Source organism: Pseudomonas sp. 008, assembly GCF_016861935.1.
GTDB lineage: Bacteria > Pseudomonadota > Gammaproteobacteria > Pseudomonadales > Pseudomonadaceae > Aquipseudomonas.
Window position 1 is genome coordinate 116,438 of sequence record NZ_BOMA01000006.1, and the last position, 14,323, is coordinate 130,760.

Consider the following 14,323-nt stretch of genomic DNA (forward strand, 5'->3'; position numbering starts at 1 on the left):
GATTTCGGCCGTGCAAGGACGTTTTGCCAACCTCGGTATGGCGAAAAAACTGGGTGTCGGGTTTGTACTGGTGCTGCTGTTGACAGCCCTGGTGGCGGCCATCGGCGTATGGTCCCTGCAAACCATCAGTCATCGCTTCGATGGGCTCAAGCAGATGTCGTCGCTCAACAGCGGTTTGCTCAAGGTGCGTCTGCTTGAGCAGGAGTACGCCTTGCGCGGCGACCCGAAAACCGTGGACGCCTTGCACGCGGGGGTGGACGCGTTGATCGCGCTGGCGACCGAGCTCAAGGCTCAGTCCGCAGACAACGTGCCGGTCATGAATGACGTCGAACAGTCTCTGGGGGCTTATCGCAAGGCCTTTGACGAGTTCGTCTCGCTGAGTCAGGCCAAGGATCTGGCGCTGGAAATGGCCAGTTGGTCGGTGTCCAGTGTGGCCAATAACCTCGATGTGCTGCAGGCCGGGCTTAGCGATGATGGCGCCTATGCCTTGAAGGAGTCCGAGGGCAAGGACGGCGCGCAATTCATCGAGCAGGCGAATCAGGTCAGCCAGGTCTCGCGGCTGATGTTGCAGGCCATGAACGAAGCGCACGTACGCCTGGATCAGAGCCGCAAGGGCGACGACAGTGCCGGGCAGGGCAAGATCGAGCAAGCCGACCAGGCGCTGGCCCAGGCCGAACAGTTGAAAGCTACCGTAAAGGATGAGGGTTACCAGACGGTCCTCAATGAAGTGTCCGGTCATATCGGCAGTTTCACTGAAAAACTCGCCGAGTACACCGGCCTGTTGGCGCAGGAAAAGACTGTCTCCGAGCAACTCCACCAGCGCGCCGCGCAAGTGGTGGAACGGGTGGATCAGGCCTACGTTGCCGAAGACCGGTCGATGCAGGCAGAGCTGAAAAAGAACTCGCTGTTGATCATCGGTTCCTCGGCGCTGGCCTTGCTGGTCGGGCTGATTGCCGCGTGGGTGATTACCCGGTTGATCGTCGCACCGTTGCGCAGCGTGATCCGCGTTGCCCAGCAGATCGCCGCGGGCGATTTGAGCGCGACAATTGAGGTGACCCGCCGTGACGAGATAGGCCAGTTGATGCAAGCCATGCAGCAAATGGGTGCCGGGCTCAGCAGCATTGTCAGTGGTTTGCAGGCCGGTATCGAACAACTGGCTAGCTCTGCTCAATCGCTGTCGGCGGTGACCGAGCAGACCAACCTTGAAGTCAGCAGCCAGAAAGAAGAAACCGAGCAGGTCGCCACCGCGATGAACCAGATGACCGCCACGGTGCACGACGTCGCACGTAACGCGGAGGAGGCTGCCCAGGCGGCGCAGACTGCCGACGACAAGGTCGAAAGCGGTCAGCAGGTGGTGCGTCAGAGCATGGCACGGATCGAGCAACTGGCGGACTCCGCCACCTCGGCCAGCTCCAGCATCGAAAGCCTCAGTGCAGAAATCCAGAACATCGGCACAGTGCTCAGCGTGATCAAAAGCGTTGCCGAGCAGACCAACCTGTTGGCGCTCAATGCGGCCATCGAGGCGGCGCGCGCCGGCGAGCAGGGCAGGGGCTTTGCGGTGGTGGCCGATGAGGTTCGGGCGCTGGCCAGGCGAACCCAGCAATCGACCGAGGAAATCGAACGTCTGGTCAGTGCCTTGCGCTTGGCGGCGCAGTCGTCGGTGCAGCAGATTCAGAGTAGTGGCGAGTTGGTGAAGCTGGCGGTAAGCGATGCGTTGCAGACCGAAAGTGCGTTGGGGAGTATTGCGGCGGCGGTGTCGCTGATTCAGCAGATGAACCAGCAGATTGCGGCGGCTGCGGAGGAGCAGAGCTCGGTGGCCGAGGAGATCAATCGTAGCGTCACGAGCATTCGCGCCAGTGCGGATCAGTCTTCATTGGCGATGCAGGGCAATGCGGCGTCGAGTATTGAACTGGCGCAGTTGGGGAGTGAGTTGAGGGGGATGGTGGGGCATTTCAAGCTGTAGCAGCTGCCGAAGGCTCGGGCTGCGTCCGGATAATCTATTGATTCTGGCAGCCATCAATCCCAACGCAAAAAAAAGCCACCTGACCCGGTGGCTTTTCAGTATTTGCATGATCAGTCGTAGATCACTTTCTTCTTCCAGTCGGCATCCGCCTCGACGTCTTTGAGCCCTTCAGTCAGTTGGTTCACTTCGCCTTCAACCGGGGCGATCTTGTCCATGACCTGGTCGTTGGCGCGGGCCAGGAGTTTCTCCAGGTACTCGAGTTGTTCGCTATAGACCTGAGGCTCCGGTTGTTTGCGCAGGTACTGCACGCCGCGTTCGAAGGCCAGGCGGGCCTGGCCTGGCTGGTTTTGTTGCAGGGAATGCTGGCCAAGGTTGTTGAAGAATTCGATGTGCAGCAGGACCAGGATATGCCGCACTTCACGGATCCAGCGCTTGGCTTCGTTGGCCGGCAAGAAACCGTCCTGTGCGGCGCGGGTGATCTGGCCATGAATGGCTTCCAGCAGGAAGCGCACGTCTTTGGCCTTGGCTTCGGTCTGGATCGGTGCCGGCGGGTTGTTGACCGGGATCGATTCACCTTGGGCAACCAAGGCACTCAGCTCGGTAATCCGTGCCTTTAGCGTGGCACTGGTTTTTTCCAGGTTGAGCAGGCGCTGGCAGACGTTCAGTTCCAGGCGGGTCAACAGCAGCTTGAGTGCGGGTGTCATGAACTGACCGGGAAAGGTCTCGGTGATTTCGCCGCAGCGACGCAGGCGGTCGTTGAGTTCAACCTTGGTGCGGGCTTTTTCCAGCTTATTGTTTTCCACCACATGGTTCATGTAGCCAATGGCGATCAATAGTGCGATCCCGGCTACGACTAGCAGGGTGATCATGAGTGGTGTCACCGGTAAGACCTCTTTATGGGGTTCGCGTTCGAGTCGAGTGTAGTTGGCTTGGCATATGGGCGCATAGGGCTGCTCGACGAGTGAATCGGCTATAGCTCTTCTTATATCGGCCGCAATGCCGCTTCTATAAGTAAATAGCGTGCGAGGTGCACATTGCCATCATCTCGGCATGGACTATAGCGTCTTGGTGGATGCCAGAATATAGGCGCCAAAGGTCAGGCGACACAAAAGCCTGAATCGCTGCCAAAAGCAGGGCGAAGTCATTGATTTAAATAAATTTATATCTGGGGGTTGACGACCCCTCAATCCATCCATAGAATGCGCGCCACTTACAGCGTAAAGCACACAGCGAAACGCGGTAGGGAGTGAATGTTGTACGTGTGTCCCCTTCGTCTAGTGGCCTAGGACACCGCCCTTTCACGGCGGTAACAGGGGTTCGAGTCCCCTAGGGGACGCCAATGCGGGAATAGCTCAGTTGGTAGAGCACGACCTTGCCAAGGTCGGGGTCGCGAGTTCGAGTCTCGTTTCCCGCTCCAATTTTAAACAGCGTTGCTTTCGGGCAAGGCTGAGTGAAACCAGAACCAAGTCTTCGGATGCGGGTCTGGGCACCGAAACACACACCATGTGTTCCGGGCAGCGTGTCCCCTTCGTCTAGTGGCCTAGGACACCGCCCTTTCACGGCGGTAACAGGGGTTCGAGTCCCCTAGGGGACGCCATTTGCGGGAATAGCTCAGTTGGTAGAGCACGACCTTGCCAAGGTCGGGGTCGCGAGTTCGAGTCTCGTTTCCCGCTCCAAATTCAAAAAAACGCCGCTCATTTGAGCGGCGTTTTTTTATGCGCGTAAAAAAATCTCAATTTCCAAGGCTCTGCACCAGGCTTTCAAGCGCTTCAATGGTTGTATCTTCCAGTGCCGGCTGCGCTGCTACCGCTCTAAGTTGGCTGGCCAAACGGTATTCGCTGGGCGTGCAGTTGACGAACTGCTTGAAGGCGCGGGCGAAGTAGGAAGGATCCTTGAAGCCGGCCTCATAGCCGATGCTGGTAATCGGCATCTGGCTGTTGTCGAGCAGTTGTTTCGCGAAGCTCATGCGCTTGTCCAGGATGTAATCGGTGAAACCGACGCCATTGGCTTCCTTGAACAGGCGACTGAAGCGGAATGTCGTCATGCCGCAGCGCTTGGCCAAATCCCTCTGATCGATGCTGTCCCGAAAGTGCTGGTCGATGTACAGCATGATATGGCTCAACGCCTGGTGTTTTTGGTGCCCGGAGGTCAGGCGGATGCTGTCCGGCAGAGTGGGCGAGTGGTCGATCAGCAATGTCTTGTCCTGACCGGCATTGCGGCGCAATTCGCAGAGCTGCAGCAGTGCCGTCAGGTAGCGCTTCCTCTCGGCGTTGGTGAGCGGGAGCACCATGTACTCCCAGACACTGGAGCGCATGGCCCAGACGGCCAGTTCTTCTGAGTGCTGTACGGTGAACATGGTAATCGGGATGGTAGGAGTGGTGCGTTTGATCTCCAGCAACAACCTCAAGCCGGGGGTGTCGGGGCGATCGAAATGGACGCAGATCATGTCTGCCTGTTCCCCGCTGGGCAGCACGGAATTTTTCGCCAGTTTGCAGTCACAAGTGTCCTCGAACTGCGCGATGAGTTCCTTCGTGGAACGATCGTGAGTCAGATCGAACCATAGCAGCGATGGCCTTCTGGTCATGTTGGACGTCATGTCTCTACTCTGCGGTTCTACGGGCCCCTCTTCGCTGAGTAGTATTGCTAACGTGCTATCACTTTGCAGATTAAATCCTGATAAGAAAGTCGATTTTTAGTCCTGTCCGCTCTATGCGTTGCCTGGAAATCAGTCCCAGGCAACTGGCTGTTGGTGTGTCGTCTATGAACCAGGTATCAGCCGCTCGTCGCTTGTAAATCGAAGTCAGTGGTATTCGCGAGCCATTCCTTGTTTGACCCCTCCTGCTACTTCTGCAAAGGCCAATAACCGCTTTTGGAAGCGCCCGCAAAAAAGTCCTAGTGATGTGCAAAATCTTCCTAACGCCCATGCCTTGCCCCTGACTAGGGTTGCATCAGGCAGTGCAGAACGTACTGCCTCCCGAAAAAACAACATTCGAGTGAGGTGGGCAAAATGATCATTCAAGCAATCAAGGCTTCGGTCGTGAAGTTCGTCAAAGACGAAGACGGCCTGACCATTGTGGAGTATGCGGTGGCGGGTGGGTTGATTACGGTAGGTGTTGTCGTGGCGTTCACTACCCTTGGAAAAAATGTGAATGTCCAAATCAAGGCACTGTGCAATGCCCTTACTGCTAACGGCGGGACAGCTTGCCCATAACGATGATTCCGGTGGGGGAGACGCGGTGATGTCCATCGAGTAGTTCGTGCCTCTATTTTGCTGATAGGGCTGCCGGATATTTTTCTAAGTGGGCTTCGCTTCGTCTCTGCCAATGTGTGTTTTGAGCAGCATGGCCGCTAGAGAGGTGAGCAAAATGATTCTGCAAACCATCAAGACTTCGGTACTGAAGTTCATCAAAGACGAGGATGGCCTGACCATTGTGGAATACGCGGTGGCGGGTGGGTTGATTACGGTAGGTGTTGTCGTGGCGTTCACTACCCTTGGGCAAAATGTGAATGTCCAAATCAAGGCGCTATGCAATGCCATTGCCACTAACGGCGGTACAGCTTGCTGATAACGATAATTCCTGCCAGGGGAGACGCGCCATGTCCATGGAATTGCTGGTATCGACAGTTGTACTGCTAGGACTGCTGGGCGTCGCGGTGGTGAGCGATCTGCTTCGCCACCGTATCCCCAACATGCTGGTTCTGTTGGGTCTTGTCTTGGGATTGGCCGGTCAGACTTATTCAGGTGGTTTCAGCGGATTGGGTGACAGCCTGTTAGGTATGCTGATCTGTTTTGGGCTGTTTCTGCCCATGTACGCCGTGGGTGGCATGGCCGCCGGCGACGTCAAGTTGATGGCAATGGTCGGTAGTTTGTTGCCAGTCCATTACGCGTTGTGGGCTGCCTTGTTCAGCCTGATTGCCGGCGGCGTATGCGGTTTTTTGATCGTGCTGGTTCGCGGTCAATTACTTCAGACCTTGGGGCGCTATTGGCTGATTCTGATAGCGCAAGCGTATCTGGCGCCCACTTCGGATGAAGTAGCCGGCAAGCCTTTTCCTTATTCGATTGCAATCTTGATAGGCACTTTGAACAGCGTCTACTGGCAACTGGTTGCCGGTGGATTGGGAGGTTAGTCATGCACGTCATTGTCGATAGTGATGCCTACTCCAGCGATCGGGAAGCGGTGCAACGACTGGCTCCTCAGCCGTGCACAATCCGCGAGACGGGTCTGACAGACAGTTTTCTCGGTGAGTTGGTATGCAAGCATTTGTACGACGCCGGCGTGCTGGACATGCCGCGGCTGGTGGAGCGCCTGGCGCTGACTGGCGCTGTACTTGAAGAAGTCCTGGCGTTCCTGCGCAAGGATGGCCGTATCGAAGTGCTTGGCCAGATGGGCCAAACGGCTGGGCAGATGTTGCGTTATAGCCTGACCGAACGCGGTCGCAGTGCCGCCCGCGATGCCCTGTCGCGAAGTGGCTATATCGGTGCGGCACCTTTCCCGGTGAGCACCTACCGTTCCCTGATCAAAATCCAGACCATTCACCATGGTCGCATCAGCTCGAGCGATATGCATAAGGCCCTTACCGGCGTAGTGCTCACGGAGGGGATGCTCGATCAACTGGGTGTGGCCCTGAACTCCGGGCGCGCGATCATGATTTATGGTCCCGCGGGTACCGGCAAGACCTATGTCAGCAGTCGGCTGATTCGTCTGTTCGCCGAGGCCATCTGGGTGCCGCATGCCATCGTGATCAACGAGTCGGTGATCGAGATTTATGACCCGCAGGTGCATCAGCGTCTGGATGACAACAGTCAACAGAACAATCTGATGCTCAACGAAGGGATCGATCGTCGACTGCTGTGTTGCAAACGCCCGATCGTTATTACGGGCGGTGAGTTGAGCATGGAACAGCTGGACGTTCGCTATGACCCCTTCACCCGTCAGTACCAGGCCGCCTTGCAGCTCAAGGCCAGCAATGGCCTGTTCATCATCGATGACATGGGACGCCAGCGCATGGCCCCCGCCGAGCTGTTGAATCGCTGGATTGTCCCGATGGAAGAGAAACGCGATTTCCTCAACCTGGGCGGCGGTCGGCATTGCGAGCTGCCGTTCGATCTGATTCTGGTGTTCTCCACCAACCTCAATCCCCTGGAGCTGGCCGACGAGGCTTTCCTGCGGCGGATTGGCTACAAGCTGCAGTTCGGTTACCTGAAGCCCGAGGAGTACGAAAAAATCTGGCGTCAGGAAAGCGAGCGTCTGGGCATTCCTTTTGACCCGCTGCTGCTGCGTTATGTACTGCAAAGGCTTTATGCAAGTGAAGGCATGCCCCTGGTGCCTTGCCATCCCCGCGACCTCCTGAACATGGCCCTCGATCGTCAGCGTTATATGGGCGGTTCCGGGAACCTGTCGCCGCAGGAGCTGGAATGGGCCTGGCACAACTATTTCGTCCAGCTCGACTTTTCTTGATACGGAGATACTGACATGAGCTCTCGTACTCTTCCCCTGATAGGCGTTTCCCTGGTCATGGGCCTTGGTGCCGCATGGATGGCCGACTCCTGGCTGAGCGCCCGGCTCAATGCCACCCCGGATGACCACCTTCGAAGCGTGGTGGTTGCCACGGTAGAAATTCCCTTCGGGCAGATGGTCGAGGCCCAACAGGTCACGACCGTGCGCATGCCCATGGACACGATCCCGGACGATGCGCTCGATTCCAGCGACAAGGCCGTGGGCAAGATCGCAACGTTCGACATCTTGCGTGGTGACGTGATGCGTGGCGCACGCCTGAGCGAGCACTTGGGTGGCAGTACCCTGGCCTCTCTGATTGCCACAGACAAACGTGCCATATCGGTACGCGTGGACGATGTGGTCGGTGTCGGTGGATTCCTTCTGCCAGGTAACCGGGTCGATGTACTGGCGACCAAAACCACCAGTGCCGGTAGTAACAGCGCCGTGTCCAGGACCATCCTCGAGAACTTGCGGGTGTTGGCGGTGGACCAGACGGCGGGTACCGACAAGACCCAACCGGTGGTAGTGCGAGCAGTGACACTGGAGATGACGACCGCAGAGGCTGAAACCCTGGTCACGGCACAAACTGAAGGGAAACTGCAACTGACCCTGCGCAACCCGCTGAACTCCGAGAAAAAAATCGTGACCGCCGCGCCTGTTGCGCCGGCCCCCATGGTTGTGGCCGCCGCCCCGGTGCAAAAACGCGTGGTGCAACGTGGCGACGGTGGCGGGGCTGTCACCATCATCCGCGGGATCCAGACCAGCGTAGTGAAAGTTCGTTGACAGGGTGGTAGAGGGTGCCTGGCACCACGGTACTGGCGGAGCCGATCCGGATCAGCATCGGCAACATGAGGGCTTGATGATGAATCTTCGAATTCAGCAGCCGTTCACTGCGACGCCAAGGCGCCAGGAAGGATCGGTGAGCGTATTGATGGTAATCGCGTTGGCGGCGATGGCGATGATGGCGGCGTTGGCGCTGGACGGCGGACACATGTTGCTGAACAAAACGCGCCTGCAGAATGCGGTGGACGCCGCCGCCCTGAGTGGCGCCAAAACCCTGCTTCAGGTGGAAGGTGCTGCCAACATGGCCAGCGCGACGCGCACCGCCGCGCTCAACACGCTGACGCAAAATGCCAATGCCACGGGCAATACCGAATTGGCAACGGCGGTCGCCGGCAACCCAGGCGCATTTGCAGTGGTGGAACTGGCGAAAACCGTCTATGGACCTTTCTCCTATCCAGGGCCTTCGGATGCTAAATACGTTCGGGTATCGGTACCGAGCTATAGCCTGAAGGGTTTTTTCTGGAACTTCGCCCAGACATTAGGCGCCGTAGGGAACAAAGCGGTGGCGGCGATCGCCACCGCTGGACCCAGCCCTGCCAGTCCTTGTGATCTCGCACCTTTGATGGTCTGTGGCGACCCGACTAAATATGACCCGGCCGCCGGCATGTTCTGGGGCTTCCAGTTTGGTGATTTGCAGGTACTGAAGACGGCTGCCGGCAATTCATCCCCCATTGGTCCAGGCAACTTTCAGTTGCTGGACTTTGGCTCGGGCGGCAGTACGGTCAGGGATGACATGGCCGGCGGTGGCACGGTTTGCCGCAACGTGGGGCAAAACGTCCAGACTGCCCCTGGCAACAAGGTCGGCCCTACCTCTCAAGGATTTAATACGCGCTTCGGCATCTATGACGGCCCGGTCAGTGCCTCGGACTATCCGCCGGACCTGGTGACCACGTCCAGTACCCCCGCTATCACTTACGACGACTCAACACAACAAAAGATGTACCAGGGGCAACCTGTCACCTCGAGCGGCGGTAATCTCACGGCGGGCACCAACGCAATACTGGACTACAACGACTGGCGTGCGAGCACTACCGCGTGTGTGGCCGGATCCGGCAGTGGCTGTCAGAGCGGTGGGGTATTCGAGCGCCGGATGATGAAAATCGTGGTGGGCGACTGCTCCGGCAAACTGAGCGGCACCACCTCGGTTCCCGTCCTGGGTTTTGGCTGCTATTTCGTGGTGCAGCCAATGAGTAACGGCGGCACCGAGTCGCAGATATTCGGACAGTTTGTGAAGGAGTGCGAAGGCGATAACGTGGCCGGCCCCTCGCCATCCACCGATTCTGGCCCGCAGATCATTCAGCTCTACAAAACCTACATTGGCAGCGGCACTGGCACTCCGAGCACAGACTCGTAGGAGGCGTCATGGGACTTCACGTATTTAAACGACCACAGGCCCAGCAGGGTGTGGCACTGGTGGAATTCACCCTTGTCCTGCCGGTGTTGCTGCTGCTGTTGCTGGCCTTCGGAGAGTTCGGCCGCATGCTCTATCAGTACAACGTTCTGCTGCAGGCCAGTCGTGATGCCGACCGTTTCGTCGCCAGCCAGGCATGGAACTCGACCCTCGGCGCCGCCATTGTTCCGAGTGGCAGCACGCTGGAGACCCAGACGAAAAATGTTGCGGTCTATGGTGTGCCTGCAAATACCGGGACCGCGGTGGTGTCAGGGTTGACGACCGGCATGGTGACAGTCTCCACGCTGGGCGCCGATCCCACCCACCCCGACCATGTGCGAGTCACCATCACCTACAACTTCTGCCCGGTGATTGGCAGTGGCAATTGTGCCGGCTCGATTCCGGGTTTTTTTGGTAACCCGATTGCGCTGAGCATTCCGCTGGTCGCCACCACTGTCATGAGGGCACTGTGATGAATCGCAAACGCATGCGCGGCATCTATGTCGTGGAGTTCGCCATCATTGGCATGCTGGTATTCACGCTGTTGTTCGGTGTGCTGGAAATGGGCCGGCTGTACTTTACGGTCAATGCGCTGGATGAAGCCGCGCGGCGTGGTGCGCGCCTGGCAGCGGTGTGCAACATCAGCGATCCGGTGGTCTTGCGGCGAGCAATCTTCAATGCCGCGACCGACGCCGGTACGAGCCAACTGATCAAGAATCTGGCCACCACCAACCTGACGCTGACCTATCTGGATGTTAACGGTGCTGTGGTGGCCAACCCCGGCGACCTGGTTAGCGTCAACGGTTTTCGTGCCATCCGTTATGTCCAGTTGAGTCTGCAAGGCTTCGTTTTCAATCTGTTTATTCCCGGGTTCGGCGTGCCCATTACCTTGCCTGCATTCAAGGCAACCTTGCCACGCGAAAGCCTCGGGCGTCATTCCGATTCCGGGGAGATCACACCATGCTGAATACCAAGGATACCCCGCTCTCCACTTCGACCGGCAAGGCTGGGCTGAGGTTGCTGATCAGCAGCCGTGATGCCACCTCGTTGCGCGATCTGCAGAGCGTCTGCCAGCGCATGCCCTGCCTGGAGGTGAGCACTCGTCTGGTGAGCAATGGGCATGTCGACCCGCTCTACGGTCTGGACCGCATGCCCGATCTGTTGCTGCTGCGCGTTAGCCATCTGTGGCGCGAAGAATTGGCGGCGCTGTTGCAGCGCCCGGCCCATGAGCGTCCACCGATGTTGGTGTGCGGCCTGCTGAGCGAGCAGGAAGGTATGCGCCTAGCGATGCAGGCCGGCGCCCGGGACGTGCTGCCGGAGCCTATCGCCGAGACAGAACTGGTTGCCGCCTTGAATCGCCTGGTCATGGAGGTTCGCACCGGCAGCGGGACAGAAGGCAAATTGATCGCCGTGATGAGCGCCAAGGGCGGCTCCGGCGGAACCTTGCTGGCTTGCAACCTGGCTCAACAGCTCAGCGTCAAGGGCGGCAGTACCCTGCTGCTGGACATGGACCTGCAATTCGGCAGCGTGACCCATTACCTGGATGTGGCGCAGACGCACAGCCATCTGGAGGTATTGCATCAGATCGATGGCATGGACAGCGTCGCGCTACGCGGTTTTTGCAGTCACTTCAGCCCCACCTTGCATGTACTGGGTGGTCGGGCCGGTGAGCTGTGCCTGCCACAGGATGCCCAACCCGAGCAACTCGACACGCTGTTGCAGTTAACCCGCGCCAGCTACGACTGGGTGGTGATCGACCTGCCGCGGCAAATCGACCACCTCACCGGCTCCGTGCTGGAACAGGTGGATAGGGTGTACGTGGTGGTGCAACAGAGCGTCAGTCATCTGCGCGACGCCAGCTCCCTGGTGCGAATTCTTCGCGACGACCTGGGCGTACGTGGCGATCAGTTGCAGATCGTGGTCAACCGCTTTGACAAGGCAGCAGCGATCAGCCTCAAAGATATCGGCGAGGCACTGCGCTGCACGAATCTGTCGAAATTACCCAACGACTTCAACCTGGTCAGCCAGAGTCAGAACACTGGCGTGCCGTTGGGGCTGCATGCGCCGAGGGCAGCGATTACTTCCGCTCTGCGCGATATGACCGAGGACCTGGTCGGTCAACAGGTGGCCGGGAACAAAGGCTTACTCAAACGCGCCTTCAACCGTTTTTTCGGGGGATGACCCATGATCAGCGACTTTCGTAACCGCTTGCGCAAACAGTCCGGTAAAACCGCTGCATCGTCAGCTGCTCAGATGGGCGACGAGCTGCTGGATCCGGCAGAGGAAATAATGGCGTGGGAGCGTGCAACACCGGACGTTCTTTACGAAACCAGAAGCCAGGTCACCCCGGTGGAGGCCGAGTGGCGGGAAAAGATCTACCAGCAATTGCTCAAAGTCATGGACCTGTCAATGCTGGACGCCCTTGAACAGGCCGAGGCCGCGCGGCAGATTCGTGATATTTGCCAGCGCCTGCTCGACGAGCATTCGGCACCGGTGAGTACCACCAGCCGCCAGCTGATCATCAAGCAGATTACCGACGAGGTGCTCGGCCTGGGGCCTCTGGAACCGTTGCTGGCCGATCACAGCGTGTCCGACATTCTGGTCAACGGTTATGCCTCGGTCTATGTCGAGCGCTTCGGCAAACTGCAACGGACCGATGTGCGTTTTCGCGATGATCACCATTTGCTGAACATCATCGACCGCATCGTGTCCAGCCTGGGTCGGCGTATCGACGAGTCCTCGCCGTTGGTGGATGCCCGGCTCAAGGACGGTTCGCGGGTTAACGCGATTATCCCGCCGCTGGCCATCGACGGCCCGAGCATGTCGATTCGCCGTTTTGCGGTGGACCTGCTCAATACCGACAGCCTGATCCAGGTTGGCACGTTGACCCCGGCCATTGCGCTGCTGCTCAAGGCAATTGTCCGCGGGCGCTTGAACGTGCTGATTTCCGGCGGTACCGGCAGCGGCAAGACCACCATGCTCAACGTGTTGTCCAGTTTCATCCCGCACAACGAACGGATCGTCACCATCGAAGACTCGGCTGAGCTGCAATTGCAGCAGCCCCACGTGGTGCGCCTGGAAACCCGGCCTTCGAATATCGAGGGGCGTGGCGAGGTGAGCCAGCGAGAGTTGGTGCGCAACAGTTTGCGGATGCGCCCGGACCGCATTGTGATCGGCGAAGTGCGTGGCGCCGAGGCGCTGGACATGCTGACGGCCATGAACACCGGCCACGACGGCTCGTTGACCACGATCCACGCCAACACCGCGCGTGATGCGCTGGGGCGAGTCGAGAACATGGTGTCGATGAGCGGGGCGACCTTCCCGATCAAGGCCATGCGGCAGCAGATCGCGTCGGCCATCGATGTGGTGATCCAGCTGGAACGTCAGGAGGACGGCAAGCGCCGGCTAGTCAGCGTGCAAGAGATCAACGGCATGGAGGGCGAGATCATCACCATGACCGAAATTTTCTCCTTTGCGCGTCAAGGCATGAGCGAAAACGGCGAGGTGCTCGGCGATTATCGCCCCAGCGGCATGATCCCGGCTTTCCGCGATGTGCTGGCCAAGCGCGGCATCGAGTTGCCGCTGACGATGTTCAGGCCTGAATGGATGGAGGCACGGCAGTCATGAGCCAAATTCCTGGTGAATTCATTCTGATTTTCCTCGGCATGGTGTTTATCGCCGTGTTCCTCCTGTCCCAGGGCGTGGTAGTGCCGGTGTTCGGCGAGGCCGGCAAGATGCGCAAGCGCATCCGCGGCCGCTTGCACGTGCTGGAGAAAGCCAACAATCTGCCCAACATGCAGACGGTATTGCGACAGAAATACCTGACGCGCTTGTCGCCGCTGGAGGCCATGCTCGAGCAATTGCCCTTTATGGCGAACCTGACACAGGTAATCGAGCAGGCGGGTCATGAATATCGTGCTTATCGGGTGCTGTTGCTCGGGCTGTTTCTGGGCGCCTGCGCGGGCATCTCGATCTGGATGATCTCGTCAGTCTGGTGGATGGCGATGTTGGCGGGTTTCGGGGTGTTCTGGGTACCCCTGCTGAAAATTTTTCGTGACCGTGGCAAACGTTTCGCTGAGTTTGAGGAAGGCCTGCCGGATGCACTGGATGCCATGTGCCGGGCCTTGCGCGCCGGGCACCCGTTCAACGAGACCCTGCGCCTGGTGGCCGAGGAGCACAAGGGGCCGGTCGCTCATGAGTTCGGTATGACCTTCGCCGATATCAACTACGGCAACGATGTACGTCGGGCCATGCTCGGCTTGCTGGAGAGAATGCCGAGCATGACGGTGATGATGCTGGTGACCTCGATCCTTATTCACCGTGAGACGGGTGGCAATCTGACCGAGGTGCTGGAGCGTCTGAGTCGCCTGATCCGTGGGCGCTTTCGCTTCCAGCGCAAGGTCAAGACCCTGTCGGCCGAAGGGCGGATGTCGGCCTGGATACTGGTGGCCATTCCCTTCGTGCTGGCCATTGCGATCGTTATCACAAGCCCCACCTACCTGCCTGTGCTGCTCAATGATCCCCTAGGCCACAAGCTGATCATCGGGGCTTTCTGCGCCATGCTGATCGGAATTTTCTGGATACGCAAAATCATCCGGATTCAGGTTTAAGCGGTATTCGCTACCGGGA

General features: G+C 58.5%; 14 protein-coding genes, 4 tRNA genes and 1 pseudogene. 17 read left to right on the forward strand and 2 right to left on the reverse strand.

The window, feature by feature from the left end; genetic code table 11:
- Positions 1–37: 37 nt before the first annotated feature.
- A pseudogene (locus JUI81_RS32225) lies at positions 38–1,102 on the forward strand (HAMP domain-containing protein); the annotation flags it as partial.
- The gene (locus tag JUI81_RS32230; RefSeq protein ID WP_374707267.1) at positions 1,100–1,963 is read left to right on the forward strand and encodes a methyl-accepting chemotaxis protein; all 864 of its coding nucleotides are present in this window, start codon (positions 1,100–1,102) and stop codon (positions 1,961–1,963) included. The pseudogene JUI81_RS32225 and the gene JUI81_RS32230, both read left to right, overlap by 3 nt.
- Before the next feature lie 110 nt (positions 1,964–2,073).
- Here the strand turns inward: JUI81_RS32230 and JUI81_RS14180 are convergent, their stop codons facing one another.
- On the reverse strand, positions 2,074–2,832 hold the full coding sequence (locus JUI81_RS14180; protein WP_019581205.1) for a hypothetical protein: 759 nt from the start codon (positions 2,830–2,832) through the stop codon (positions 2,074–2,076).
- A 394-nt stretch (positions 2,833–3,226) separates the two neighbouring features.
- On the opposite strand from JUI81_RS14180, the gene JUI81_RS14185 reads away from it, so the two are divergent.
- The 4 genes from JUI81_RS14185 (at position 3,227) to JUI81_RS14200 (ending at position 3,639) form a co-directional block, all read left to right on the forward strand.
- Positions 3,227–3,302 (forward strand) — tRNA-Glu (locus JUI81_RS14185).
- 2 nt (positions 3,303–3,304) lie between these two features.
- Positions 3,305–3,380, forward strand: a tRNA-Gly gene (locus JUI81_RS14190).
- Between the two features lie 104 nt (positions 3,381–3,484).
- Positions 3,485–3,560 (forward strand) — tRNA-Glu (locus JUI81_RS14195).
- Positions 3,561–3,563: 3 nt separating this feature from the next.
- A tRNA-Gly gene (locus tag JUI81_RS14200) sits at positions 3,564–3,639 on the forward strand.
- A 56-nt stretch (positions 3,640–3,695) separates the two neighbouring features.
- Here the strand turns inward: JUI81_RS14200 and JUI81_RS14205 are convergent.
- On the reverse strand, positions 3,696–4,559 hold the full coding sequence (locus JUI81_RS14205) for a DNA-binding response regulator (protein WP_204124523.1): 864 nt from the start codon (positions 4,557–4,559) through the stop codon (positions 3,696–3,698).
- A gap of 411 nt (positions 4,560–4,970) precedes the next feature.
- Between JUI81_RS14205 and JUI81_RS14210 the strand changes: the two genes are divergently transcribed.
- The 11 genes from JUI81_RS14210 to JUI81_RS14260 all read left to right on the forward strand — a co-directional run bounded on the left by JUI81_RS14210 (position 4,971) and on the right by JUI81_RS14260 (position 14,304).
- Complete coding sequence (locus tag JUI81_RS14210; protein ID WP_204124524.1) at positions 4,971–5,174, forward strand: Flp family type IVb pilin; 204 nt, start codon at positions 4,971–4,973, stop codon at positions 5,172–5,174.
- A 154-nt stretch (positions 5,175–5,328) separates the two neighbouring features.
- Positions 5,329–5,529, forward strand: a complete 201-nt coding sequence (locus JUI81_RS14215; protein ID WP_204124525.1) for a Flp family type IVb pilin — start codon at positions 5,329–5,331, stop codon at positions 5,527–5,529.
- A 31-nt stretch (positions 5,530–5,560) separates the two neighbouring features.
- Positions 5,561–6,091, forward strand: coding sequence for a prepilin peptidase (locus tag JUI81_RS14220; protein ID WP_204124526.1), 531 nt, complete (start codon positions 5,561–5,563; stop codon positions 6,089–6,091).
- Between the two features lie 2 nt (positions 6,092–6,093).
- Positions 6,094–7,422, forward strand: coding sequence for an AAA family ATPase (locus tag JUI81_RS14225; protein WP_204124527.1), 1,329 nt, complete (start codon positions 6,094–6,096; stop codon positions 7,420–7,422).
- 15 nt (positions 7,423–7,437) lie between these two features.
- Positions 7,438–8,244 carry a Flp pilus assembly protein CpaB gene (cpaB, locus tag JUI81_RS14230; RefSeq protein WP_204124528.1) on the forward strand — a complete coding sequence of 269 codons (807 nt, stop codon included), beginning with the start codon at positions 7,438–7,440 and terminating at the stop codon, positions 8,242–8,244.
- A gap of 76 nt (positions 8,245–8,320) precedes the next feature.
- The gene (locus tag JUI81_RS14235) at positions 8,321–9,658 is read left to right on the forward strand and encodes a Tad domain-containing protein (RefSeq protein WP_204124529.1); all 1,338 of its coding nucleotides are present in this window, start codon (positions 8,321–8,323) and stop codon (positions 9,656–9,658) included.
- 8 nt (positions 9,659–9,666) lie between these two features.
- Positions 9,667–10,167: a TadE/TadG family type IV pilus assembly protein gene (locus JUI81_RS14240; protein WP_204124530.1), complete on the forward strand. Its 501-nt coding sequence runs from the start codon at positions 9,667–9,669 to the stop codon at positions 10,165–10,167.
- Entirely contained in the window at positions 10,167–10,661 is a 495-nt protein-coding gene (locus tag JUI81_RS14245) for a TadE/TadG family type IV pilus assembly protein (RefSeq protein ID WP_204124531.1), read from the forward strand. The genes JUI81_RS14240 and JUI81_RS14245 overlap by 1 nt, the downstream gene beginning before the upstream one ends.
- Entirely contained in the window at positions 10,655–11,875 is a 1,221-nt protein-coding gene (locus JUI81_RS14250; protein ID WP_204124532.1) for an AAA family ATPase, read from the forward strand. Before JUI81_RS14245 ends, JUI81_RS14250 begins: the two co-directional genes overlap by 7 nt.
- 3 nt (positions 11,876–11,878) lie before the next feature.
- Positions 11,879–13,321 carry a CpaF family protein gene (locus JUI81_RS14255; RefSeq protein ID WP_204124533.1) on the forward strand — a complete coding sequence of 481 codons (1,443 nt, stop codon included), beginning with the start codon at positions 11,879–11,881 and terminating at the stop codon, positions 13,319–13,321.
- Positions 13,318–14,304 carry a type II secretion system F family protein gene (locus JUI81_RS14260; RefSeq protein WP_204124534.1) on the forward strand — a complete coding sequence of 329 codons (987 nt, stop codon included), beginning with the start codon at positions 13,318–13,320 and terminating at the stop codon, positions 14,302–14,304. The genes JUI81_RS14255 and JUI81_RS14260 overlap by 4 nt, the downstream gene beginning before the upstream one ends.
- Positions 14,305–14,323: the final 19 nt, after the last annotated feature.

Coding starts and splice junctions, on each gene's coding strand:
- JUI81_RS32230 (WP_374707267.1), top strand. CDS start 1,100: ATGGGTGCCGGGCTCAGCAGCATTGTCAGTGGTTTGCAGGCCGGTATC.
- JUI81_RS14180 (WP_019581205.1), bottom strand. CDS start 2,832: ATGATCACCCTGCTAGTCGTAGCCGGGATCGCACTATTGATCGCCATT.
- JUI81_RS14205 (WP_204124523.1), bottom strand. CDS start 4,559: ATGACGTCCAACATGACCAGAAGGCCATCGCTGCTATGGTTCGATCTG.
- JUI81_RS14210 (WP_204124524.1), top strand. CDS start 4,971: ATGATCATTCAAGCAATCAAGGCTTCGGTCGTGAAGTTCGTCAAAGAC.
- JUI81_RS14215 (WP_204124525.1), top strand. CDS start 5,329: ATGATTCTGCAAACCATCAAGACTTCGGTACTGAAGTTCATCAAAGAC.
- JUI81_RS14220 (WP_204124526.1), top strand. CDS start 5,561: ATGTCCATGGAATTGCTGGTATCGACAGTTGTACTGCTAGGACTGCTG.
- JUI81_RS14225 (WP_204124527.1), top strand. CDS start 6,094: ATGCACGTCATTGTCGATAGTGATGCCTACTCCAGCGATCGGGAAGCG.
- cpaB (WP_204124528.1), top strand. CDS start 7,438: ATGAGCTCTCGTACTCTTCCCCTGATAGGCGTTTCCCTGGTCATGGGC.
- JUI81_RS14235 (WP_204124529.1), top strand. CDS start 8,321: ATGATGAATCTTCGAATTCAGCAGCCGTTCACTGCGACGCCAAGGCGC.
- JUI81_RS14240 (WP_204124530.1), top strand. CDS start 9,667: ATGGGACTTCACGTATTTAAACGACCACAGGCCCAGCAGGGTGTGGCA.
- JUI81_RS14245 (WP_204124531.1), top strand. CDS start 10,167: ATGAATCGCAAACGCATGCGCGGCATCTATGTCGTGGAGTTCGCCATC.
- JUI81_RS14250 (WP_204124532.1), top strand. CDS start 10,655: ATGCTGAATACCAAGGATACCCCGCTCTCCACTTCGACCGGCAAGGCT.
- JUI81_RS14255 (WP_204124533.1), top strand. CDS start 11,879: ATGATCAGCGACTTTCGTAACCGCTTGCGCAAACAGTCCGGTAAAACC.
- JUI81_RS14260 (WP_204124534.1), top strand. CDS start 13,318: ATGAGCCAAATTCCTGGTGAATTCATTCTGATTTTCCTCGGCATGGTG.